General features: G+C 70.2%; 21 protein-coding genes and 4 tRNA genes. 13 read left to right on the top strand and 12 right to left on the bottom strand.

All coding sequences use genetic code 11. The features are described from left to right. The 8 genes from APR04_RS28955 to APR04_RS28920 all read left to right on the top strand — a co-directional run bounded on the left by APR04_RS28955 (nucleotide 1) and on the right by APR04_RS28920 (nucleotide 6,437). Nucleotides 1-1,083 carry a hypothetical protein gene (locus APR04_RS28955; RefSeq protein WP_253877861.1) on the top strand — a complete coding sequence of 361 codons (1,083 nt, stop codon included), beginning with the start codon at nucleotides 1-3 and terminating at the stop codon, nucleotides 1,081-1,083. A 1-nt stretch (nucleotide 1,084) separates the two neighbouring features. Next, complete coding sequence (locus APR04_RS28950; RefSeq protein WP_253877859.1) at nucleotides 1,085-1,411, top strand: hypothetical protein; 327 nt, start codon at nucleotides 1,085-1,087, stop codon at nucleotides 1,409-1,411. A gap of 33 nt (nucleotides 1,412-1,444) precedes the next feature. Continuing rightward, the gene (locus APR04_RS28945; protein WP_253877851.1) at nucleotides 1,445-1,816 is read left to right on the top strand and encodes a hypothetical protein; all 372 of its coding nucleotides are present in this window, start codon (nucleotides 1,445-1,447) and stop codon (nucleotides 1,814-1,816) included. A gap of 152 nt (nucleotides 1,817-1,968) precedes the next feature. Beyond that, nucleotides 1,969-2,964 carry a bifunctional DNA primase/polymerase gene (locus tag APR04_RS28940; RefSeq protein ID WP_253877849.1) on the top strand — a complete coding sequence of 332 codons (996 nt, stop codon included), beginning with the start codon at nucleotides 1,969-1,971 and terminating at the stop codon, nucleotides 2,962-2,964. Between the two features lie 32 nt (nucleotides 2,965-2,996). Further along, nucleotides 2,997-3,482 (top strand): XF1762 family protein, encoded by a 486-nt coding sequence (locus APR04_RS28935; protein WP_253877846.1) that lies wholly within the window; start codon nucleotides 2,997-2,999, stop codon nucleotides 3,480-3,482. Nucleotides 3,483-3,526: 44 nt separating this feature from the next. After that, nucleotides 3,527-4,819, top strand: a complete 1,293-nt coding sequence (locus APR04_RS28930) for a DUF3631 domain-containing protein (RefSeq protein ID WP_253877840.1) — start codon at nucleotides 3,527-3,529, stop codon at nucleotides 4,817-4,819. A 212-nt stretch (nucleotides 4,820-5,031) separates the two neighbouring features. Continuing rightward, complete coding sequence (locus tag APR04_RS28925; protein ID WP_253877832.1) at nucleotides 5,032-5,268, top strand: helix-turn-helix domain-containing protein; 237 nt, start codon at nucleotides 5,032-5,034, stop codon at nucleotides 5,266-5,268. Next, on the top strand, nucleotides 5,265-6,437 hold the full coding sequence (locus tag APR04_RS28920; RefSeq protein WP_253877830.1) for a tyrosine-type recombinase/integrase: 1,173 nt from the start codon (nucleotides 5,265-5,267) through the stop codon (nucleotides 6,435-6,437). Before APR04_RS28925 ends, APR04_RS28920 begins: the two co-directional genes overlap by 4 nt. A 115-nt stretch (nucleotides 6,438-6,552) precedes the next feature. On the opposite strand, the gene APR04_RS28915 is transcribed toward APR04_RS28920, so the two are convergent. Further along, nucleotides 6,553-6,625, bottom strand: a tRNA-Arg gene (locus APR04_RS28915). Between the two features lie 208 nt (nucleotides 6,626-6,833). Beyond that, nucleotides 6,834-6,925, bottom strand: a tRNA-Ser gene (locus tag APR04_RS28910). A gap of 239 nt (nucleotides 6,926-7,164) precedes the next feature. On the opposite strand from APR04_RS28910, the gene APR04_RS28905 reads away from it, so the two are divergent. Next, entirely contained in the window at nucleotides 7,165-8,877 is a 1,713-nt protein-coding gene (locus tag APR04_RS28905) for a GMC oxidoreductase (RefSeq protein ID WP_253877828.1), read from the top strand. 75 nt (nucleotides 8,878-8,952) lie between these two features. Here APR04_RS28905 and APR04_RS28900 read toward each other — a convergent pair. The 5 genes from APR04_RS28900 to APR04_RS28880 form a co-directional block, all read right to left on the bottom strand. Then, nucleotides 8,953-9,037: transfer RNA gene (locus APR04_RS28900), tRNA-Ser, on the bottom strand. Between the two features lie 123 nt (nucleotides 9,038-9,160). Next, nucleotides 9,161-9,799, bottom strand: coding sequence for a GTP-binding protein (locus tag APR04_RS28895; RefSeq protein WP_301313119.1), 639 nt, complete (start codon nucleotides 9,797-9,799; stop codon nucleotides 9,161-9,163). Nucleotides 9,800-9,971: 172 nt separating this feature from the next. Beyond that, complete coding sequence (locus APR04_RS28890; protein WP_253877826.1) at nucleotides 9,972-10,382, bottom strand: DUF742 domain-containing protein; 411 nt, start codon at nucleotides 10,380-10,382, stop codon at nucleotides 9,972-9,974. A 10-nt stretch (nucleotides 10,383-10,392) separates the two neighbouring features. Continuing rightward, nucleotides 10,393-10,842, bottom strand: a complete 450-nt coding sequence (locus APR04_RS28885) for a roadblock/LC7 domain-containing protein (RefSeq protein ID WP_020017525.1) — start codon at nucleotides 10,840-10,842, stop codon at nucleotides 10,393-10,395. Between the two features lie 38 nt (nucleotides 10,843-10,880). Continuing rightward, the gene (locus APR04_RS28880; RefSeq protein WP_253877824.1) at nucleotides 10,881-15,047 is read right to left on the bottom strand and encodes a HAMP domain-containing sensor histidine kinase; all 4,167 of its coding nucleotides are present in this window, start codon (nucleotides 15,045-15,047) and stop codon (nucleotides 10,881-10,883) included. 144 nt (nucleotides 15,048-15,191) lie between these two features. On the opposite strand from APR04_RS28880, the gene APR04_RS28875 reads away from it, so the two are divergent. Both APR04_RS28875 and APR04_RS28870 read left to right on the top strand, forming a co-directional pair. Beyond that, nucleotides 15,192-16,169, top strand: a complete 978-nt coding sequence (locus tag APR04_RS28875) for an NAD(P)H-quinone oxidoreductase (RefSeq protein WP_253877822.1) — start codon at nucleotides 15,192-15,194, stop codon at nucleotides 16,167-16,169. Between the two features lie 94 nt (nucleotides 16,170-16,263). Then, on the top strand, nucleotides 16,264-16,920 hold the full coding sequence (locus tag APR04_RS28870) for a bacterial proteasome activator family protein (protein ID WP_253877820.1): 657 nt from the start codon (nucleotides 16,264-16,266) through the stop codon (nucleotides 16,918-16,920). 58 nt (nucleotides 16,921-16,978) lie between these two features. On the opposite strand, the gene APR04_RS28865 is transcribed toward APR04_RS28870, so the two are convergent. The 3 genes from APR04_RS28865 to APR04_RS28855 all read right to left on the bottom strand — a co-directional run bounded on the left by APR04_RS28865 (nucleotide 16,979) and on the right by APR04_RS28855 (nucleotide 19,324). Then, nucleotides 16,979-18,103 (bottom strand): hypothetical protein, encoded by a 1,125-nt coding sequence (locus APR04_RS28865; RefSeq protein WP_253877818.1) that lies wholly within the window; start codon nucleotides 18,101-18,103, stop codon nucleotides 16,979-16,981. 96 nt (nucleotides 18,104-18,199) lie between these two features. Next, complete coding sequence (gene dcd / locus APR04_RS28860; RefSeq protein ID WP_253877816.1) at nucleotides 18,200-18,775, bottom strand: dCTP deaminase; 576 nt, start codon at nucleotides 18,773-18,775, stop codon at nucleotides 18,200-18,202. A 75-nt stretch (nucleotides 18,776-18,850) separates the two neighbouring features. Further along, a complete protein-coding gene (locus APR04_RS28855) occupies nucleotides 18,851-19,324 on the bottom strand; it encodes a TM2 domain-containing protein (RefSeq protein WP_253877814.1) in 474 nt (157 codons plus the stop codon). 157 nt (nucleotides 19,325-19,481) lie between these two features. Here APR04_RS28855 and APR04_RS28850 point away from each other — a divergent pair. Then, nucleotides 19,482-19,555, top strand: a tRNA-Gly gene (locus tag APR04_RS28850). A 120-nt stretch (nucleotides 19,556-19,675) separates the two neighbouring features. Here APR04_RS28850 and APR04_RS28845 read toward each other — a convergent pair. Both APR04_RS28845 and APR04_RS28840 read right to left on the bottom strand, forming a co-directional pair. Then, nucleotides 19,676-20,050, bottom strand: a complete 375-nt coding sequence (locus APR04_RS28845; RefSeq protein WP_253877812.1) for a hypothetical protein — start codon at nucleotides 20,048-20,050, stop codon at nucleotides 19,676-19,678. After that, a complete protein-coding gene (locus APR04_RS28840; RefSeq protein ID WP_253877810.1) occupies nucleotides 20,038-20,337 on the bottom strand; it encodes a hypothetical protein in 300 nt (99 codons plus the stop codon). Before APR04_RS28840 ends, APR04_RS28845 begins: the two co-directional genes overlap by 13 nt. Nucleotides 20,338-20,477: 140 nt before the next feature. Between APR04_RS28840 and APR04_RS28835 the strand changes: the two genes are divergently transcribed. After that, complete coding sequence (locus tag APR04_RS28835) at nucleotides 20,478-21,200, top strand: GntR family transcriptional regulator (protein WP_253877808.1); 723 nt, start codon at nucleotides 20,478-20,480, stop codon at nucleotides 21,198-21,200. Nucleotides 21,201-21,291 lie beyond the last annotated feature (91 nt).

Genomic DNA, 21,291 nt, shown 5'->3' with positions numbered 1-21,291 from the left:
ATGAGCACCACGCACACCACCACCGATGCACCGCGGCGCGGGTCGCGCCGCCTGGTCCTGGGCGGAGCCGTCTCCGTCGCCGTCATCTCGACCGTCTCCGCCTACCTCGCGATGGTGGGGTTCGGCCGCGACGTGCTGGGCATGGACCCGGTCACCGCCTACACCACGGCCGGCGTGTTCGAGCTGTCGCTGGTCACGGTCGCTCTGCTGGCCCGTGAGGCCGCGCGGGACAACCGCCCCGGCGGCACCCTGCTCACCCTGACGTGGGCGCTGTCGTCCGCGTCGGGTGTGTTCGCCGCCGTGCACGAGGTCTACCTCGACCACCCGGCCGGCGCGGTCGCGTTCCGGTTCATCGTGCCGCTGCTGGCCGCCCTGATGTGGCACCTCGCCCTCATCGGTGACCGCCACCTCGCGTCCGGCGCGACCTGGTCCGGCATCCGGCAGTCCATGCGGATGCACGCACTGTTCCTCACGACCGAGGACGCTGTCCGGGCTCACGCCGCCGACGACGGCACCCCCGCCGCCCGCCGCGCCATCGCCAAGGCCGAGGCCCGCCGCCGGGCCGCCCGGGCGGTCGCGCTCAAGTCCGTACCGCCCGCCCAGATGCGGACACAGACGGACGAGTGGCTGGACTCGCTGTCCGCCGTCGCGGACGCCGTGACCGACGTGGCCCGCCTGCACGTCGAGGCCAACAACCGCGTCGCCGGTCACCTGGCCGGGCCGGTCGTGTCCGGGCCGAACTACACCGACCAGGCCGACGACGCTGTCCGGGCTGAGCTGGCGGACATGGCGGGACTGTCTGCCACCCCGGCGGCCGGACAGGACACGCCCGGTGTCCGGGCCACTGTCCGCCCCAAGTCGAGCCGGACCGTCCGCCCCGTGTCGAACGGTGACCGGGCCGCCCGCCTAGGCATCGTGTCCGGGCTGCTGTCCACCAACCCGGACGCCACCGCCCGCGACGCGCTGTCCGCTCTGTCCGACGCGGGGCACCACGTGACCGACCGGACCGCGCGCCGCCTGCTGTCCGACGCCCGCCCGGCCAACACGGACACGAACGCCGACGCGGACGCCGAGGCGGCGTGACATGTCCCCGATCTTCCAGCGCGCCGCCCGGGAGTGGGCCGCGATGCGGTCCGAGTACGGCGACTACCTGGAAGCCCACATCGCCGCCGCCTACGACGCCACAAACGGTGTCCTGCTCAACACCCAAGGCCGGGCCGCCGGGGTGAGTGAGGAGCGGTTGTTCCTCGCCGGAGGAACGTTCGCCGCCGCGTACGCCTCGCCCGAGCTGCGCGAGTTCTGGGCGGCTCACCCCCGGCTGACTGTCGAGGCATTCGAGACCGCGTGGACCGAACGGCTCGACGCCACCGACCGGGAGGAGCTGCCCGAGCACTGGCACACCGCCGCCTGACCCGCACCACCCCGCCCGATCGCAGGAGGAACCGTGAACAGCAACGACAACCTCAGCCCGACCGAGTACGCCGACCTGGTCCGCGACGCTCGCCAGCTCGTCGCCGCCGTCGAGCGCGCCATCCGCCGCACCGGAGCCGTGTTCGTCGCCGCCATCGGCCTCACCGTCGCCGCCACGGCCCTCGGGCTGGACCTGGTCGCCTCGCTCGCCGCCGTGGTCGCGGTCACCGCGTTCACCGCCGCGCTGGTCTCGCTCATGGCCCGTATCGCCCTCGGTCCCATGCCCGCCGAGGTAGCCACCACCACCCCCGCCGAGGCCCTGCCGATCCCGGCGAACGGTAGCGGGAGGCCCGCTACCGGTAGCGGCCGCGCTACCGCCGAAAACGGCGTGATTCCGCCGAAGTAGCGGGGTAGCGCCCCCGCCGGGCGCACCCCGAAACCCCCACCTCACGCACTGCTGAGGGCACGGCGGGCCGCTACCGCTACCCGCCGTGCCCCTACCCCCGCCATGCCAAAAACAGGCCACACCCGGCCGACCACCGCGAAGGAGCACCCGTCATGAGCACACTCACCCGCTGGACCAGCACGCACGCGGGCAGCACCGCCACCGAGCTCCACCACGGCGCGCTGCTGGCCACGGCACTGGAGTACGCCAACCGGGGATGGCACGTGTTCCCGCTGATCCCGGGCAGCAAGCGACCGGCGACGCCGCGTCACGCCGCCACAGACTGCGACCACACCGACCCGTGGTGCCGTGGCGGGCACACCGGGTGGGAGCAGCGCGCGACGACTGACCCCGACCGGATCACTCGAGCGTGGACCGCCGCCCCGTACGGCGTCGGGATCGCGTGCGGGCCGTCTGGGCTGCTGGTGATCGACACCGACACCCCCAAGCCCGGTGCCGCCCTGCCGCCCGTCGAGCGCGTCGGCAACGCGACGTCGGGTGAGGGAGTCCTGATCGCTCTTGCTGAGGACTGTGGCGACCCGGACGGGATGCCGGAGACCTGGACCGTGGACACCCCATCCGGCGGCGTCCACCGGTACTACACCACCGCACACCTCGCGGAGTCGCTCGGTAACAGCGCGGGACGCCTCGGGCCGTGGATCGACACCCGGGGCAACGGCGGCTACGTCGTCGCCCCACCCACAGTCACCGACGCCGGTCGGTACCTCGTCGGCATCGACACCCCGCCCGCACCGCTGCCCGCCTGGCTGGTCCAGCTCCTGACGACGCGCCCGGCCGCACCGTCGAGCGTGGCCGAGCCGCGCCCCGTCGCGCACCGCTCCGCGTACCTGCGGGCCGTGCTGACCAAGGAAGCCGAGCACGTTCGCGAGGCCACCGAGGGAGGCCGGAATCACGGCCTGTTCGCCGCCGCGTGCTGCCTCGGTGAGCTGATTGCGGGCGGCTCCCTGACCGAGGCCGACGCCGCCGCGACGCTGCTCGACGCGTGCGCCGGCCACATCGCCGCCGAGGCGTTCACCGAGGCCGAGGCCTGGCAGACGATCCGCTCTGGCTTCCGTCGCGGGGCCACCAAGCCCCGCACCGCCGCATGAGCCACCGCCCGACCACTGACGAGGGAGACACCATGACCATCACCACCTCGACGCCCCGGACGCTCCGCACGGCTCCGATCGGGCTGCGCGCTGCGAATGCCTGGGTTGCTGAGACACACCGCCACCACGGCCCGGTGCGAGGACACAAGTTCTCCGTTGCCGTTGTGGACGCGCAGGGGTCAATCCACGGCGTCGGAATCGCGGGCAGGCCCGTGGCACGCGTGCTCGACGACGGCGAGCACCTGGAGGTGCTGCGCGTTGCCACGGACGGCACGCCCAACGCCTGCTCGATGATCTACGGCGCGCTCCGACGGGCTGCGATAGCCCTCGGCTACAGCCCGGAGAACGTCCTGACCTACACCCTGCGCAGCGAGCCCGGAACGTCGCTGCGAGCGGCGGGCTGGCACGCCGTAGCGCACACCACGGGCGACACCTGGGAGCGTCCGGGCCGCGCCCGCGTGGACCGGGCACCCACCGGCCCCAAGACCCGCTGGCACGCCGCGATGACTACCGCATGAGCACCCGCCCGAAGTCCCGCCCGACCCACCCGGAGGAACCCATCATGACTACTCCCACGACCGCCGCGCCGATGTCGGGCGGAACCGCCGACTCCGGAGCGAGCACGCCCGCCGAGGCCGCCACCACCGAGCCCAGCCCGGCCCTCGATGGAGCCGTGGTGCTGGACCAGGTGCAGGCCGCCGTCCGCAAGTACGTCATCCTCCCGAGCCCCGAGGCAATGACCGCCGTGGTGCTGTGGGCCGCCGCTAGCCACGTCGTCCCGTTCCTGGGCTCCGCTCCCCGCCTGGTCATCCGTGGCCCGGAGCGCCGCTGCGGGAAGTCACGTCTCCTGGACATGCTGGAGGCACTGTGCTGGCAGGCATTCATGGGCGTGAACGTCTCCCACGCCGCCCTGTCGCGCACCGTGCACTTCGCCGGGAACGAGCCGCCCACGATCATGATCGACGAGGCCGACGCAATGTTCGGCCCCAAGGCTGGGTCGGACAACGAGGACATCCGCGGGATCCTCAACGCCGGTTTCCAGCCCGGTCGCACCGTGCCCCGGTACGACGCCGGTCGGCAGGAAGTGGAGCACCTGCGCACGTTCGCCATGGCCGCGCTGGCAGGCATCGGAGCGATGCCCGACACGATCGAGGATCGGGCTGTGGTGGTCAAGATGCGCCGCCGCGCCAAGGGCGAGAAGGTCGCGCCCTACCGCATGACCCGCGACCGCGCCGACCTGATCACGCTGTCTGGTGTCCTGCACAAGTGGGCCCGCTCGCAGCGCGTCACGATCGGCACCCCCGTTGTCTCGATGCCCGTCGAGGACCGGGCCGCCGACACCTGGGAACCCCTCGTCGCGGTAGCTGACGCCGCCGGGGGTGACTGGCCCCGCCTGGCCCGGCACGCCGCCGTCGTCATGAACCAGGAGAAGGAAGAGAGCATCGAGCTCTCCGTACAGACCCGTCTCCTGATCGACACCCGGGCCGCGTTCGAGTCCGACGACGCTCTGCCCACGCACACGCTGCTGGAGCGCCTCAAGGCCGACGAGGAGGCCCCCTGGGCCACGTTCGGTCCCACCGGGCTCACACCGCGCCGCCTGGGCCTCCTGCTGCGCGAGTTCGACATCACGTCGCGCAACGTCCGGCTCAAGAAGTCAGACGGTTCGGACTACCAGGTCAAGGGGTTCCGCCGCGAAGACTTCGAGGACTCCTGGGCTCGCTACTGCCCCGCTGACGAGGTCGAGGACGACGCCGGGACGGCAGGGGGGCAGGGGTTCGCGGCAATGACTCGTCCCAACCCGTCCCAGCCGGACGAAACCGCTGGTCAGGCACCACTTTTCACGGCCGAACCGTAGTTGCTGCGACTCGTCCCAACCCGTCCCAACCCGTCCACCCGTCCCACCGATCCCGCTTTGGGACGGGTCTGGGACGGGTTGGGACGAGTCGCGAAACCCCATCCGTCCCGGCAGAAATGACCGCTGACCTGCGAGAACACCTCGTGAAAGCGGCTGGGACGGATGGGACGGCAAAAACCTTAGGCACTGCCGTACCGCGAAAGGAACACGTGATGAGCACCGCCACCACCGCACCGGTCTACACCGCAACCACGCCCACCGTCACCGTCCTGCTGTACCGCGTCGAGGAAGCCGCCGAGGCCCTGTGTATCTCGCGCACCCAGGTCTTCGATCTGATCCGCCTCAACAAGCTCACGAGCGTCAAGATCGGCCGCGCTCGTCGGATCCCCGTATCGGCCGTCAACGAGTACGTCACCACCGCCATCGTCGAGGCCCAGGAGGCAGCATGAGCAAGCGCGCAAACGGAGAAGGTTCGATCGGCCAGCGGGCGGACGGCATGTGGCGTGCCTCGACGTACGTGTTCGACACCGACAGCAACAAGGTCCGCCGCTACGTCTACGGCAAGACGCGCGAAGTCGCCGCGGCAAAGCTCGTCGAGTTGCAGTCGCTCACCCAGAAGCACATCCCGGCCGCGCCCGTGAAGCACACGGTCCGGACGTTCGGCGAGGAATGGGTCCGACGCCTCCGCGACGACGAGAAGCGCAAGCCCGCCACGGTGGCGAACTACGAGTGGATCCTGAAGCAGTACGTGTACGACGTCGTCGGGAAGGTGCGCCTGACCTCCCTCACGCCGAACCACGTCCGCAAGGTCATGAGCACCACCGCAGCCCGGCGGCGGACCCGCAAGGACGGGCAGACAGGTGAGCCCCTGTCGGCCCGGACGGTGCAACTCACCCGGGCGGTGCTCCGCGCCCTGCTGGCCGAGGCTCAGCGCGACGAACTGATCCACCGCAACGTGGCCGCTCTGGTGAAGGGTCCGACCGTGACGCGGGACGAGGTCCAGCCCTGGACAGCGCAGGAGGTGGACACGTTCCTCAAGGTGGCAGGAGAGCACCGGCTTGGTGCGCTGTTCTCGGTCGGTGTCGCCCTCGGGATGCGCAAGGGCGAGCTGCTGGCGCTGCGCTGGGCAGACGTCGACCTCACGAACAAGACCCTGAGGGTTCGCTCGACACTCCAGCGACTCGGCAACGGTGAGGGCATCGTCAAGGGGTTGCCCAAGTCGAGCCTTAGCCGGCGCACGATCCCGCTCCCTCAGAAGTCCCTCACCACACTGGTCAAGCACCGCGCGACGCAGAAGGGTGAGCGCACGGCGGCAGGCGACGACTGGCGAGACCTGGACTTCGTGTTCACCACCCAGGAGGGCAACCATGTCGAGCCCCGCTACGTGAACACGCTGTTCGACATTCTCCAGAAGCGGGCCGGTGTCCGCCGGATCCGGTTCCACGATCTGCGCCACACCTGCGCGACACTCCTGTTCACCCAGGGCGTCACGGCTCGCACCATCATGGGGGTGCTGGGTCACTCCCAGATGAGCATCACAACGGACCTGTACGGCCACGTCATGCCCACGACGCTCCGGGACGCCGCCGACGCCATGGACGAGGCTCTAGGCGGCTAATCCGTGCCCCTGTTGGGGCACCCAATGGAGGCAGTGACACGGAATCCGGTGTCCACGCCCCGCAACGACGAAGCCTCCACCAGCGTTTCCGCTGGTGGAGGCTTCGTTCCTGATGTGCGCCCGGAGGGATTCGAACCCCCAACCTTCTGATCCGTAGTCAGATGCTCTATCCGTTGAGCTACGGGCGCTGGCTGTACTGCAGACTACTGGCCTGCCGTTCACACGGCCGACCGACGAGAACATTACCGCCTGTTCGACGTGGACCCAAACTCAAATCCACGTCAGCCGGGGAGAACTCCGTCACAGCCCTCCCGCAGGCCCGTTCTCGCGCTGAACCAGCGCCACGGACCCTTTCACAGAAAAGGCCCCGGGCGTCACGCGCGGCCGGGACCTTCCTGGCGGAGACGGAGGGATTTGAACCCTCGAACGGGTTGCCCCGTTACCACCTTAGCAGGGTGGCGCACTAGACCGGACTATGCGACGTCTCCTCGCGGCCGACTCTACCCAGGTAGGCCGATGCCGCGCGGCCCAGGCTACCTGCCGTACGGCGCGCTGAGCAAAGCGAAGGGCCCGCCGACGTCCCGGTCGGCTTCTGATCCGCGGCATCCCGCCGATTTTTCTCTCCGATCCCACCGCCGTAACAGTCTGGCAGGCAGCCCAGGTGCGGCCCGACGCGATCCCAGGGCCTGTATTTCACACAGCGTCAATAGCGGGTACATTCACGGGCATGGACTACGACGTCTTGGTGATCGGGTCAGGCTTCGGCGGCAGCGTTGCGGCCCTCCGCCTCACCGAGAAGGGCTACCGAGTCGGCGTGCTCGAGGCGGGCCGCAGGTTCGAGGACCACGAGTTCGCCAAGAACTCCTGGCACCTCAAGCAGTTCCTGTGGGCACCCTCCCTCGGGTGCTACGGGATCCAGCGGGTGCGTCTGCTGCGCAACGTCCTGTGCCTGACGGGCGCCGGCGTCGGCGGTGGGTCCCTGGTGTATGCCAACACGCTGTACCGGCCCCTGGACCCGTTCTACGCGGACCGCGCCTGGTCCCACATCACCGACTGGAAGACGGAGCTCGCGCCGTACTACGACCAGGCCGAGCGCATGCTCGGCGTCGTCCAGTACCACGGCCGGTCACCTGCCGACGAGATCATCCGAGGCGTCGCCGAGGACATGGGGGTGAGCCACACGTTCCGCCCCACGCGCGTAGGCGTGTACTTCGGGCCGGGCGGGGCCGAGGAGCCGGCCGCCGGCTGCCGGGCCGCCGACCCGTTCTTCGGCGGCATGGGCCCGGAACGCACCGGCTGCACCGAGTGCGGCGAGTGCATGACCGGCTGCCGGCACGGTGCCAAGAACACCCTGGTCAAGAACTACCTCTACCTCGCGGAACGGGCAGGTGCCGAGGTACACCCGCTCACCACGGCCGACGTCGTGCGCCCGCTGCCCGACGGCGGGTACGAGATCCGTACGCACCGCACCGGCAGGAAGTGGGGCCGCAAGCGGCGGTTCACCGCGCGGCAGGTCGTGTTCGGGGCGGGCACCCTCGGTACACAGCGCCTGCTGCACGCCATGAAGGACGTCGGCACCCTGCCGGGGCTGTCAGAGCGGCTCGGGCACCTCACGCGAACCAACTCGGAGGCGCTGCTCGGTGCGATGACGCACAAGGTCGGCAGGACGGACTACTCACGCGGCGTCGCCATCACCTCGTCGTTCTACCCGAGCGAGAGCACGCACATCGAACCGGTGCGTTACGGCCACGGGTCCAACGTCATGGCCGCCCTCCAGCACATCCTCGTCGACGGTGGACCGTTCCGGTTCGTCCGGTGGTTCGGCGAGATGGGCAAGAACCTCAAGTGGCTACCCGTGCTGCTCGACTGGCGTCGCTGGTCGGAGCGGACAGTCATCGCCCTGGTCATGCAGGCTCGGGACAACTCGCTCACCACCGTGACCAGGCGTGCGTTCTTCGGCCGGTTCATGACGTCCACGCAGGGCACCGGCGCTCCCAACCCGAGCTGGATCCCCGAGGGTCACGAGGCCGTGCGCCGCATCGCCGACAAGATGGGCGACGACGGTGTCGAGGGCCTCCCCGGCGGCACCATCGGTGACCCGTTCAACATCCCGCTGACCGCGCACATCCTCGGTGGGTGCGCCATCGGGACCGACGCGGAGAGTGGCGTCGTCGACCCCTACCTGCGGGTGTTCGGCCACGAAGGCCTGCACGTCATGGACGGGGCGGCCGTGACCGCCAACCTCGGGGTCAACCCCTCCCTCACCATCACGGCGCAGGCCGAGCGCGCGTGCGCGCTGTGGCCCAACACGGGTGAGCCGGACGCACGTCCGGTCCTCGGGTCCGGCTACCGTCCCGTGGAGCCGGTACGTCCCGACGCCCCGGTCGTGCCCGAGGCGGCGCCGGCCGCACTGCGCCTGCCCATCGTCGGGATCAGCTGACCGCGGCCCGTGGTGCCGACATGACGATGGCCGGAGTCCGGGTCGGACTCCAGCCATGGTCAGGTGAACCGCCGGCGGAGGGCGAGGGATTCGAACCCCCGGTGCGTTGCCGCACAACAGTTTTCAAGACTGTCACATTAGGCCGCTCTGTCAGCCCTCCTCGTGCGCCATCCCGCCATGCACAAGGCACGACGGCGCGGCGACACAGTCTAACGCCTGCCGAGACAGCGACGGCGGGCCGCCCTCAGGGTGGCCCGCCGCCTGCGGAGTACTGGTGCCTGACTCAGCCCTGCGCCTGTGCGCCGGACCGGAGCTGACGCATCGCGAGCTGGACGAGCGCGATGAGCGTCTGCTTGGTCGCCGCGCGGGATCGTGCGTCCGTGTACAGCATCGGCACGTGCGAGGGGATCTGCAGTGCCTCGCGCACGTCCTCGAGCCGGTGCTTGGCCACGCCGTCGAAGCAGTTGACGCCCACGACGAACGGGATGTTGCGCGACTCGAAGTAGTCGATCGCCGGGAAGCACTGCTCCAGACGGTCGGTGTCGACCAGTACCACTGCACCGATCGCGCCACGCACCAGGTCGTCCCACATGAAGAGGAAGCGGTCCTGGCCCGGGGTGCCGAACAGGTAGAGCCACAGGTTGCCCGGGAGCTCGACACGACCGAAGTCCATGGCCACCGTGGTAGTGGTCTTGCGGTCGGTGACGCCACCGGCGTCGTCGACGCCCACCGAGTGCTCCGTCATGGCGGCCTCGGTGTTCAGCGGTTCGACATCGGAGATCGAACCGATGAACGTCGTCTTGCCCACGGCAAAACCACCTGCGACAACGATCTTGACGACTGTCGGCGCAGTGCGCTCGGCCGCGGGCTGCGCGCCCGGAGCCGCCTGCGCACCGGCGTTGCCGGTCGGCGCCTGCTGCATCACCGGCGGTGCAGGCTGCGCCTGCGCCGGACGGGACGCCTGTGCGGCGGGCGCCGGAGCGCCACCTCCGCCACCCAGCACGCTCTGGCGCGCAGGCGTGTTCGAGCTAGCGGTCGCGGTGCCGGCGTTGCCCGACACCGGGGCCCAGTTGGGACCGCTGCGGGCCCCGCCGTCAGAGGGCGGAAATGCCATTCAGAACACTCTCCAAGACGCTCAGCGACAGGCCCGAGTTCGAGCTGCCGTGGCCTGTGTGGACGTTAACCGGTGTCGAGGTGTGCACGGTGACGTGCCCTTCCTCCTGCATGTCCGACACAAGAATCCGGACGACACCAAGGGGCAGCCGCAGAAGGGCTGAGAGCTCGGCGATCGACACGTACGTGTGCGCGGCGTGCTGGAGGATCGCGCGCTTCTCGGGCGGCAGCCCAAAGCTGCTGACCGCGCCGGGCAGAACCTCCACGAGGGCCTCGAGCGGCAGGTCGGACAGCTCCGACCGCACCCGGCCTCCGGTGACCGCGTAGGGGCGCACTGTGGACGTCTCACGGACGTCCCCATGTCCCTGGGAACCGAAAGGTGCGTACGTCATGGTCGAGTCCTCATCCCACGCTGGCGGCTCGGGTCTGCCCATCGACCGGGAGGCTGCCACGCATCTCCGAGATCAGCTGCGGCGTGAGCGTGGCCTCGGTGCGGGACACCAGGAGAGCCATCTCGTAACCGATAAGACCGATATCGCACGTAGCCTCCGCGACCACGCCGAGCACGGACCCGTTCGAAACGTTCATCAAGAAGAGGAAGCCGTTGTCCATCTCGATGATCGCCTGACGGACATTACCGCCGTTGAGCTGCCGAGAAGCTCCACGCGTAAGGCTTGACATACCCGAGACGATCGCCGCGAGCTGGTCGCCGCTGGTGCGGTCCAGCTGGTCGGACATCGCCATGAGCAGTCCGTCCGCCGACACGACGAGCGTGTGCCGACTGCCGGGAACCGTACGCACGAAGTTGTCGAGCAGCCAACCGAAATTCGTTGCTTCGGTGCTGAGGGTCACTCTCTGTTCCTCCTAGTCAGAATCCACAGACGCGCTTGTCACCGCGACTGCGGCGCTGAGTCAGGGACATGATTCACGGTCGAGGGTGCCCACGTCGAGTCCCCAGCGACCTTCTTGCCGTTCTCGTGCTCCGATTCGCCCTCGTCCATGGATTCCGACCGGCCACGGGCGGTGGCCGACTGGAACGCAGAGAGACGTGAGCGAAGCTGCTCGGGATCACGGTCGATGCGAGCTGAGAGACGCTCGACAGTGGGGTCCGCCCCGGTGCCGGAGGCACCACGAGTGCGGCGGGTCAGACCGCCGCCCACAACCTCGGTGTTGACGGCGGCCGGACGGTACGAGTCGTTCTCTTTCACATCATCTTCCTGATAAGCCCCTCGGCGCAGAAGGCTCGTCATCTCCTCGTAGAGGACCGCCGAGGCGGTCCACTCCGAGCGAGCCTCCACCGAGTCCCGTACGTACTCCGGGTCCAGCGGATCCTTCCCGTCGCCGTCCGTACCGGCCGCCCGCTTGGCGAGCGGCGCCGGCGATCCGTACGTCGGGTCGTACACAGCACCCGTCGGGTACGGCTCGCTGAACTCGCGAGCGGGAGCCGCGAAGGGCTGCTGCGCGGTCGCCATCGGCACGGCCTGGGTGGCCGGGCTCGACGCGAACGAGGTGGGCACCTGCTCAGGAGCCGGCGCGGGCGCCGGAGCCGCTGCGCGCGGTGCCGCGTCGATGAACGGGTTGCTGCCCTGAACCGGCGCGGGAGCCGCGATCGGCGCGGGCACCGTGCCCCCGGCCGGAGCGCTCTGCACGGCCGGCATCGCCGACGTCAGCGACTCCCGAACCGCCCGCTGGTAGCCCTCCTCGTAACCCCGCTGATACGTCGGGTCCGCAAGGGGCTGCGCGGGAGCCGGGGCCTGCTGAGACTGCGCCGGAGCCTGCGTCGGGAATGCGCCCGTCATCGGCCTCGGCGGCTGCGGGGCTGGAGCGCCCTGCGGCGGGTCGCTCGGCGCCTGGAAGTCCTGCAGACCGCTCGGGACCTGGAAGTCCTGCGGCGGGCCTGCAGGGGCCTGGAAGCCCTGTGCCTGGAAGCTCTGCGTCTCCACGCTCGGCGCACTGGGGGCGCTCGGTGCGCCGAAGCTCGGCGCGCCGAAGCTCGGTGCACCGGCGACGGGACCGCTCACCGTCTGGATCGGGCGCGATGCCGGGCGCTCCTGCGGCTGGTAGGCACGCAGCTCACCGGTGGCGGGCTGACCCGGCCGGCGACCGAACAGGCCGCGCTTCTGCTGGGCCGGCTTGGCACCCTGCTGGGTACCCGAGCCGGTCGAGCGGCGGCTCGGGAGATCCGCCATGAGCTCCTCGAACGCGGGCAGCGCCTCGAAGGACGAGTCGGGACCCTCCGGAGCGTCCGCCCCGAAGCTCTCCGACTGCCCGCCGTCGCCCCGCATCGGGGCTCCGTAGCCCTCCTGCGGCCCGCCGAAGCTCTGGGCGGGTGCCGGCGCGTGCTGCGCCCGATCGCCGCCCCCTGCCGGGAACCGCATCACGTCGGTGTCCGACATACCTGGCAGCGCCGCAGGGTCCTGCGTGACCGGGTCGAGCTGCAGCGACTGTGTGCCACCGCCCGCGACCGGATCGATCGTGTTCAGGGAACGGAAGCTCGAGAAGAGGGCGCTGCGCTGGTCCACGTCCACCGCGGCAGGCGTGGTGTCCTCGAAGATCGGCGCGACCGGCTCCTCCGGCTGCGGCGCACGCTGGCGGCTCGGGAGCGATCTGCCCTCGGAGACGTTCGACGGCGGGGCCCAGGCGTTGTCGTCACCCTGGTACTCCTGCGGGAGCGACGGCGTCTGGATCTCCGGCAGCACGATCGAGCCCGTCGGAGTCGTCTCCGCCGCGGGGTGCGCAGCCGTCGAGCTGCGCCGTCGGGCCAGGCCGAGCGCCGTCGTGCCGTCCGTCAGGGCGTTGAGGTCGACCTGCTGTGCGGCGGGCGCCGGCTGCGCCGCGAAGGCGGCAGCGGCGATCTGCGACGTACCGGTCGGGACCGGCATGCCGCTCTGCTGCGGGACGGAGGTCGTCGCCGGCGAGGCGGCGGTGATGGCGGGCGAGCCGAAGCCGTTGGTGGGCGCACCCGCGCCCCGCATCGCGCCCGTACCCGGACCAGCAGCCAGACCGCCGTTGAACTGCGAGGCGGCCGCCTGCGTGTTGGCCTCCAGCGGATCCGTCGGCATCGGCAGCGGCATCGCGTTGTCCGGCATGAACAGCACCGCGGGGAAGCGGACCGTCACCTCGGTACCGGTGCCACCTTCGCCGACGCCGAACTCCACCAGCGCACCGAGCCGGTCCGACAGGCGGCCGACCACGTAGAGACCGAGGCGCTGGGCACCGACGGCGTCCGACGCGGCGTGGCTGAGCACCTTGCGGTTCGCCTCGGCCACCTCGTCAGGGTTCATGCCGAGGCCGTGGTCACGGACGACGACGGTGACGAACTGCTCGTCGCGAGCGGTCGTGACCTCGACCGGCGTGTGCGGTTCGGAGAACATCGTCGCGTTCTCGAGGATCTCGGCCAGCAGGTGCGCGGCGTTCAGCGCGTTGTGGCCCAGCATCATCGGGTCGACGACGAGGTTCAGGCGCACCCGGTCGTACAGCTCGATCTCGGAGGACGCCGTACGGATGACGTCGGAGACCGGCATCGGCTGGCGCACGCGACGACCGGAGTCGATGCCCGCGAGGACCAGGAGGGACTCGGCGTTGCGGCGCATCCGGGTCGCGAGGTGGTCGAGGCGGAACAGGTTCGACAGCGTCGACGGGTCTTCCTCGGAACGCTCGAGGTCGTCGAGGAACGCGAGCTGCCGGTTGAGGAGCACCTGGTCACGGCGGGCCACGTTGACGAACATCTCGGCGATGGAGCCACGGAGGGCTGCCTGTTCGCGGGCGACGTCGATGGTCGTTCGGTTGACGTCGTTGAACGCCGCGGCCAGCTGGCCGATCTCGTCCGACGACTCGACGGTGATCGGGTCGAGGTCGATGCTCGGGCCCTGGCCGGGCACCGACACCTGCTCCACCAGGGTGGGGAGGCGGTCACGGACCACGCCGGCGGCCTGGGTCAGGCGGCGCAGCGGGGAGACCAGACGGCGTGCGATGACGAGCGCGGTGATGATCGAGAAGCCGAGGGCTGCGATCGCGATGCCACCGGTGAGGTACGCACGGTTCGCGGCGACGTCGGCCTGCTCCTGAGCGAATTCCGAGGCGTCCTCACGGACCGCGTCACGAACGATGCGGCCTTCCTCCACCCATTTGGTGGACTCTCCCTCGAACGCGGCGACCTGCGCCGGCTGGATGGCCGAGAGGTCGCCCCGCGCCACGGAGCCCCGGACGGTGCCGTAGACGCCGTCCATGACGGGCGCCTGGTAGTCGCCGGGGATGCGGTCGTAGAGGTCCTGCGTCTCGTCCCACTGGCGGTCGCCAAGGTTCACCAGGTCCGCACCACGGAGCGACATGGTCCTTGCGGCCTCTTCGCCCTGCGGGTGGTTGAAGAAGATGCCGAGCGCGAGGGCGACGACCGGCCGCTCGTAGGTGCTCGTCAGCATGAGCTGGTCCATCGAGTGGTACGCCTCGAGACGGATACCCAGCTCACGGTCCTCGGACGTGTCGGCGATGGCGTCCATCACCTCGAGGGCACCGTCGATGTACCCGCCGTACGCCTCCGTCGCCGCCTGCTCGGTGAGTCGTCCGTCAGCGACCTTCTTCTGTACGTCGGTGATGGCAGCGCGGTCCTCGATGGTCTCTGCCACGGCGGTCTTGACGCGCTGGTCGAGCATCGAGATGTCGATGTCCAGCAGGGCGTCGTCGCGCTCGTCGAGGGCCTTGATCGTCTGTGCCTGGGCGGCGTCGGCGGCCCACTTGGGGCTGCCGTCCTTGTTCTTCGCCTGGGTGACGCCGTCGTCCTCCATCGCCGGCACACCCTGCAGCAGGGCGGTACGAGCCGCGACGCCTCTCTCGGTGTCATCGATCATCGCCACGATGTTGTACGCCCGCTCCTGCGCGAACGTCGTTCCTGCCGCGTCCTGGTACTCGAGCGCGGCGACGAGATCACTCGTCTGCTGCGCGCGCATCGCGTCGACCACCGACAGACCGATGATGTACGCCGCCGCGATGACCAGGACGATGGCAGGCGTGACCAGTGTCGCAAGAACTTTCCCGCGCACTCCCAACCTGCGGAACATGCGTACCTCTCTCCATCACTGATCCGGAAGGGGGGTGGCGTGCTTGGTGCCCGCCGAACGCCCCTCGGTGCTGCGTACAAGTTACCGGCACCCGGTTTCCGCTGACGACCCTCGTGAGGCCACACGGAAGTAGGCTTCATCGATGTGCGAGCCGTCACGATATCCGGACCGGGCCCATCAGGGAAACTCTCCGTTTCATCCCTGAATCCACCGATTGCTAACCAAAGGGACGTGGTGATCACCGTCGCCGCTGCCGGAGTGAACCGTGCTGACCTGCTCCAACGCGCCGGATACTACCCCCCTCCGGCGGGTGCACCCGACTGGCCGGGTCTTGAGATATCGGGAACTGTGAGGCGTGTCGGACCCGGCGTGTCGCGCTGGCGCGCCGGAGACCGGGTCACCGCGCTGCTCGAAGGTGGTGGTTACGCGGAGGAAGTAGTGGTCCGCGAGACGCAGGTGCTCCCGGTTCCCGACGGTGTCGATCTCGTCGACGCGGCAGCGCTTCCCGAAGCCGCGTGCACGGTCTGGAACAACCTCGTGGACGTCGGAGGGCTGCGCTCCGGCGAGTGGGTGCTGGTCCACGGTGGGTCCGGGGGCATCGGCACCATCGCGATCCAGATCGCCCGAGCACTCGGAGCGCACGTGGCCACCACGGCCGGCGGACCGGAGCGCACCGCGCGGTGCGCGGCGCTCGGGGCCGACCTGGTCATCGACCACCGGGAGCAGGACTTCGTGGAGGAGTTGCGCCGGGCGACGGACGGCCGCGGCGCCGACGTCGTGCTCGATCTGCTGGGCGGGGGCGCACTGGGCGACAACGTCCGCGCGCTGGCCCGCGGTGGCCGCCTGGTCGTCATCGGCATGCAGCAGGGGCGGCGCGGCGAGCTCGACCTCAGCGACCTCCTCGCCCGGCGCGGGACCGTCACCGGCACGCTGCTCAGGTCGCGGCCCGCGGACGAGAAGGCGCGCATCGTCGCCGACACCGAGCAGCGCGTCTGGCCGCTCGTCGCGGACGGGCGAGTCCGGCCAGTGGTGCATGCCCGTATCCCGTTCGCCGAGGCGCAGTCGGCGCACGAGCTGCTGGAGTCCGGCGAGGCCTTCGGCAAAGTCCTCCTGGTGCCCTGATCAACCCGTGCCTATATATAGGCATGGTCGGCAATTTCGTTCCCGCGCGAATGCTGCCGTGCGGACGACAGGCTATCCGGGCAAGACTGGGCTCATGACCGACGAGCGAGCCAACCCCCAGCCCGAAGAGCGACGCGATGACCAGTCCGGCGACCGCGAACGTCCGGACCACGGAGCGGCCACCGCCCAACCGCAGGTGGTGACCCCCGACGGCGCCGCCGTGCCGTCGGGCCGTACCTCCGAGGGTGCCGACGACGAGGAAGAGATGAACGAAGCGGAGGCCGTGGTGAGCCAGGTCGAGGAGCCGGCCAAGGTCATGCGCATCGGCGGCATGGTCAAGCGACTGCTCGACGAGGTCAGGGACGCCCCTCTGGACGAGGCCGCACGCTCGCGCCTTGCCGAGATCCACGAGCGGTCGATCCGCGAGCTCGAGGACGGGCTCTCCCCCGACCTCGTCGACGAGCTGCACCGGATCACGCTGCCGTTCTCGGACGACTCCGCGCCGTCCGACGCCGAGCTCCGGGTCGCCCAGGCGCAGCTGGTGGGGTGGCTGGAGGGCCTGTTCCACGGCATCCAGACGGCGCTGGTGGCGCAGCAGATGGCCGCCCAGGCGCAGCTCTCGCAGATGCGCCGGGCACTGCCGCCCGGCACCGGGACGTTCGGTCCTGGCGGTCCTGGCGGCCCCACCATGCCGGGCGGCCAGGACGACGAGCCGGGCGGCGAGCGCCGGACTCCTGGCCAGTACCTCTGACCCGGTCGCCGAGCGAGCCTGCCGGGAGGCCTCGCCACAGCGGGTGAGGCTTGGGCCGTCAGAGGTCGGAGGGGTCTACCAGAAAGCCGTCCTCGTCGGCGATCTCGCCTCCGGCGGCGGCGTGGACGGCCCCGGCGAGCCGGGCCACCAGCTCCGCCGCGCGCTTGCGCGCGACGCGTAGCTCCATGGACGGGAACTCCCGCTGCGACTCCACGAGGTCGTGCGGCTCCCAGTGCACCCAGTAGCGCACCGCGCCCTGCTCGGCCCACGGCAGGCCGCGCAGCAGGCGCGGCAGCTTCTCCTCGCCGGAGATCTCCACCGAGACGATCCCGTCGACGTCGAGGTCCACGATCAGCCCGTACCCGTCGAGGACACGCGGACCCGTGAGGGCCTTGATGTCGTAGTCGTCGGCGGCCGCGTGCAGCTTCTTGCGCAGCTCGGGGTCCAGGGGATCGCCGGGGTAGAGCGGCTTCTCGGCGATACCGCGGGGCGGGCCGCCCCACTCCTTGCCCTCCATGTGGAGGCGAGCGCGCGGGTGCACCTTCTGCAGGATCGTGAGCGCGGCCTGCGGGTCGAGCCAGACGTCGGAGTAGACGGTCATGTCGATGGCCGCGCCGGCGTCGGGGGTGAGCACCACGCCGGCGCCGGACCTCGCCGTCGGGCCGGCGGCGTTGGGGGCGTCCCAGTGGCCGGCCACGTCCAGGCGGAGGGATCCGCCGAGGCGGCGCGCCACGGAGACGAGCCACTCGACGAGGCGACGCTCCTCGCGTTCGGCCATGCCCGCGGCGAAGGCGCGCCCGACGCCGTCGCGGTCGCCCGCCGGGAACGGTGGCTCACCGCGTTCCCGGTGGCAGACGATGTCGAAGGCCATCGCGGCGCCCGGCGGCACACCGAGGTCGAAACCCACGCCGGCGGGCAGGTACGGCCCGTTGATCACGGCGTGCCGCGAGACGCGCAGCACGCCGACCTCCTTGCCCTGCGCGCGGCGGCCCTGCGGGGCTCCCGCGACGTTGCCAGGGAGGATGCCCGCTGGCACCACGTCCCACCGGGTGGCGGAGAACCTGGAGAGCGCGAGGACCTCGATCTCGTCCAGCTCCACGTCGCCAGGCACGGTCAGGACGTGCCGTGCCTGGTGTGCCTGCGCAACCGTGCGCGGCAGGAGCGGGAGCTGAGGAGCGGCCATCGGGATCCCTTCGAACGTCCGGGTGCCCGGTCCGCGCCGGGCACCCGGAGCCTACCGCTCGGCGAGCACCCCGCAGGCCCCTGTCCGGCCCGGTGATCACACCTCTGTGCGGTGGAAGTTCTTCGCGGAGCGGGACGCCGTCGGACCGCGCTGGCCCTGGTAGCGGGAGCCGTACAGGTCCGACCCGTACGGGTGCTCCGACGCCGACGACAGCCGGAAGAAGCACAGCTGCCCGATCTTCATGCCCGGCCACAGCTTGATCGGCAGCGTCGCGACATTGCTCAGCTCGAGCGTCACGTGCCCGCTGAACCCCGGGTCGATGAATCCGGCCGTCGAGTGCGTCAGCAGGCCCAGCCGGCCCAGGGAGGACTTGCCCTCGAGGCGGGCGGCGACGTCGTCGGGCAGGGTGACGGACTCGAACGTGTTGCCGAGCACGAACTCCCCGGGGTGCAGCACGAACGCATCGCCGTTCTCCGCCTCCACGAGGCGGGTCAGCTCCGGCTGGTCCTCCGCGGGGTCGATGAACGGGTACTTGTGGTTGTCGAAGAGCCGGAAGTACCGGTCGAGACGCACGTCGATGCTCGACGGCTGGAGCATCGACGGTTCGTACGGGTCGAGGACGACGCGGTCAGCCTCGAGCTCGGCACGGATATCGCGGTCGGAGAGGAGCACCCGGACACGGTACTGGGCGTCACGGGGCGGCGCCGCCCCGTGGCGGGGTAGCGCCGCGACGTCACCGCGTGACCGTCACCACTGCAGCGGCTTGTGCTTCGCGTCGACCGACCAGTAGCCCTTGCGCATCACGAGGAACAGGATGCCCTCGATGGCTCCCCAGATCGCGGGGACGAACCACGCGTTCCCCAGCGACACCGCGGTGATGAGCAGCATGATCCAGCCCAGGCCCTTGTAGCCGAGGTAGAACCGGTGCGCGCCCACCACGCCCAGCAGGATCCCGAGCAGACCGGCCGTGATGCGGGACTTGCGGCCCGGCACGTGCTCGACCGGCGGCGTAGGGCGGTCGTAGTCGTACTGCTGCTGATAGTTCGCCGGACCGACGCCCGACGAGGTCTTGCCGGCGGAGGTCCTCTTGGGCGCCTTCATGGCGCGCGTGCCACCCGGCGGGGGCGGCGGGGGCTTCGGCGGGCTGGACGGCCGCGGGGGCAGCCGCTTCGTCTCCTGGTAGATCGGCTCGGTCGGCTTCTCGCTGGGGTGCTCGGTCACTGCTGCTCCGGCTGCTCGGCGACACTCGCTCCGAAACCCGGTTCGGGCTTCTGGGCGAGGTTGGGTATGATCAGGTCGCACGCCAGGTTCACGGGCGCTGTTGCGGAACCCTAGCGGGGTTTCTCAAACAGCAGACACTCGGTCAGAACCGGACGATGCGGGTGTAGTTCAATGGTAGAACTTCAGCTTCCCAAGCTGATAGCGCGGGTTCGATTCCCGTCACCCGCTCCACAGGCTCCGCCCCAGGTCAGGGGATGTTTCCTGACCTGGGGCGGAGTCGTTTCCAAGGGCCCCGGAAGTGGCTTCGTGCCACTCACGTGCCAGGACGCACCGGTCGGCAGCGAGCCGTGCTCAGCCTCGGACCGGTGCCGTCAGGCGCAGCGAGACCGCCAGCCCACGTTCGGCGACAGCCACCCAGCCCCTCCAGCACCGCCACACCGTCGGCGCCCCGCCTTGGTCCCCACGGTGCTCGGCCAGGTGGAGCATCCCGGCGAGCCGCATGGCGTCGCGCATCCGCGCGGCGACGACGTCCACGGTCACCACACCCACCACGTCGTCCTCGAGGTCGAGATGATCCACACCTGCTCGGACGTCCAGGGTGTGGATGTCGAAGATGTGCGCGATCAGCGCTGTCACCTCGACGAGCTCCGCGAGATGCGCTCCCGGCATCGGGCAGCCGTCCGCACCCGGGACCGCGTCGCAGGATCCGGCCGTCACGTCGGCCACGCCCGCACCGGCCGTGCCGTTCCCCGAAGCTCGCTGTAGACGAACATGTCCATGTTGTTCCAGCAGCCGGTCCAGACCGTGAAGCCCGGTTGCGTGGCCGGGTAGTCCGTCGCGACGGTGATCCCGAGCTGGGCGGCGATGTCCGCCCCCTCGCTCAGCCGCGCCGGATGCACGACCAGATGATCGCGGAACACCTCGACCCACTTGATCCGCGCGTCCCCTACCTCCGCCAGCAGGTCCGCCGCACCAGCGGCGGAATCGGCCAGTCTGCCCGCTATCGTCGCCATCTCTCCCACCTCTCCGCACCTACCTCTAGGCGCATAGACAGCCTGTTGGGGGTTTACTGGGGGACGCAACCGCTACGCCGAAAAGTTGCGTATACGCACTGGCTGCGGGTTAGGTGGGTTCCGTGTCTAGAGAGGGACGTGTGACTGCCGCAAGCATCGCCAAGGATCTTCGTGCCGCGATCCGCTCCGGAACGTACAAACCGGGCGATCGCCTTCCGAGCGAAGCAGCGCTCATGTCGAACTACGGCGTGGCGCGCATGACCGCGCGCCACGGCTTGTCCATGCTCAAGGACGAGGGTCTGACCGTGACCCGGCACGGCTCCGGCGTGTTCGTCCGCGCCTTCGAGCCGATCGTGCGGGACACGACCGGTGCAGAGGTCGGCGAATCCACCGTCACCGCCGAGACGGACGAGACCGGCGCCGGACTCACCGTCCGCACGCTCGCCGTCACCGCGGAGGCCGAGCCGCCCGAAAAGGTCCGCACGACGCTCGGCCTCGCAGAGGGCGCCAAGGTGACCGTGCGCGAGCGCCTGCATCTGCGCGAGCGCAAGCCGGTGCTGTTCGCGACGTCGTACCTGCCTGCGTCGATAGCGGCCGGCACACCTATCGCGGACCAGGAGGTGGGACCGGGCGGCACGCACGCACGCCTCACCGAGGCCGGACATGCACCGGTGAGGTTCCGCGAGGACGTGGTGGGCCGCATGCCGACGATCGAAGAGATCGAGGAGCTGCGGATCGAGCCCGGCACCCCGGTCCTGTCGGTCACGCGGACGGCTTTCACGCAGGACGGCACACCCGTCGAGGTCAGCTACGTCGTGCTCGACGCCGGCGAGTTCATGCTCCGCTACGACATCGGCGGCTGAGCCGGAGGTGCAGCGCAGGGTGCGGGCCGAGGAACGAGGCACGCGCCCGGAGCGAAACCGCAGGCTCAGCCGCAACCAGTAGAGCCTGAGC

Source organism: Promicromonospora umidemergens, assembly GCF_024171995.1.
Classification (GTDB): Bacteria; Actinomycetota; Actinomycetes; order Actinomycetales; family Cellulomonadaceae; genus Promicromonospora; species Promicromonospora umidemergens.
Note: the sequence above shows the minus strand (reverse complement) of the source record. Positions and strands in the feature narration are given on the sequence as shown.

Excerpts from the sequence above, each read along its gene's own strand:
- APR04_RS28955 (WP_253877861.1), top strand. The coding sequence starts at position 1 with ATGAGCACCACGCACACCACCACCGATGCACCGCGGCGCGGGTCGCGC.
- APR04_RS28950 (WP_253877859.1), top strand. The coding sequence starts at position 1,085 with ATGTCCCCGATCTTCCAGCGCGCCGCCCGGGAGTGGGCCGCGATGCGG.
- APR04_RS28940 (WP_253877849.1), top strand. The coding sequence starts at position 1,969 with ATGAGCACACTCACCCGCTGGACCAGCACGCACGCGGGCAGCACCGCC.
- APR04_RS28935 (WP_253877846.1), top strand. The coding sequence starts at position 2,997 with ATGACCATCACCACCTCGACGCCCCGGACGCTCCGCACGGCTCCGATC.
- APR04_RS28930 (WP_253877840.1), top strand. The coding sequence starts at position 3,527 with ATGACTACTCCCACGACCGCCGCGCCGATGTCGGGCGGAACCGCCGAC.
- APR04_RS28925 (WP_253877832.1), top strand. The coding sequence starts at position 5,032 with ATGAGCACCGCCACCACCGCACCGGTCTACACCGCAACCACGCCCACC.
- APR04_RS28920 (WP_253877830.1), top strand. The coding sequence starts at position 5,265 with ATGAGCAAGCGCGCAAACGGAGAAGGTTCGATCGGCCAGCGGGCGGAC.
- APR04_RS28905 (WP_253877828.1), top strand. The coding sequence starts at position 7,165 with ATGGACTACGACGTCTTGGTGATCGGGTCAGGCTTCGGCGGCAGCGTT.
- APR04_RS28895 (WP_301313119.1), bottom strand. The coding sequence starts at position 9,799 with ATGCAGCAGGCGCCGACCGGCAACGCCGGTGCGCAGGCGGCTCCGGGC.
- APR04_RS28890 (WP_253877826.1), bottom strand. The coding sequence starts at position 10,382 with ATGACGTACGCACCTTTCGGTTCCCAGGGACATGGGGACGTCCGTGAG.
- APR04_RS28880 (WP_253877824.1), bottom strand. The coding sequence starts at position 15,047 with ATGTTCCGCAGGTTGGGAGTGCGCGGGAAAGTTCTTGCGACACTGGTC.
- APR04_RS28870 (WP_253877820.1), top strand. The coding sequence starts at position 16,264 with ATGACCGACGAGCGAGCCAACCCCCAGCCCGAAGAGCGACGCGATGAC.
- APR04_RS28865 (WP_253877818.1), bottom strand. The coding sequence starts at position 18,103 with ATGGCCGCTCCTCAGCTCCCGCTCCTGCCGCGCACGGTTGCGCAGGCA.
- APR04_RS28840 (WP_253877810.1), bottom strand. The coding sequence starts at position 20,337 with ATGGCGACGATAGCGGGCAGACTGGCCGATTCCGCCGCTGGTGCGGCG.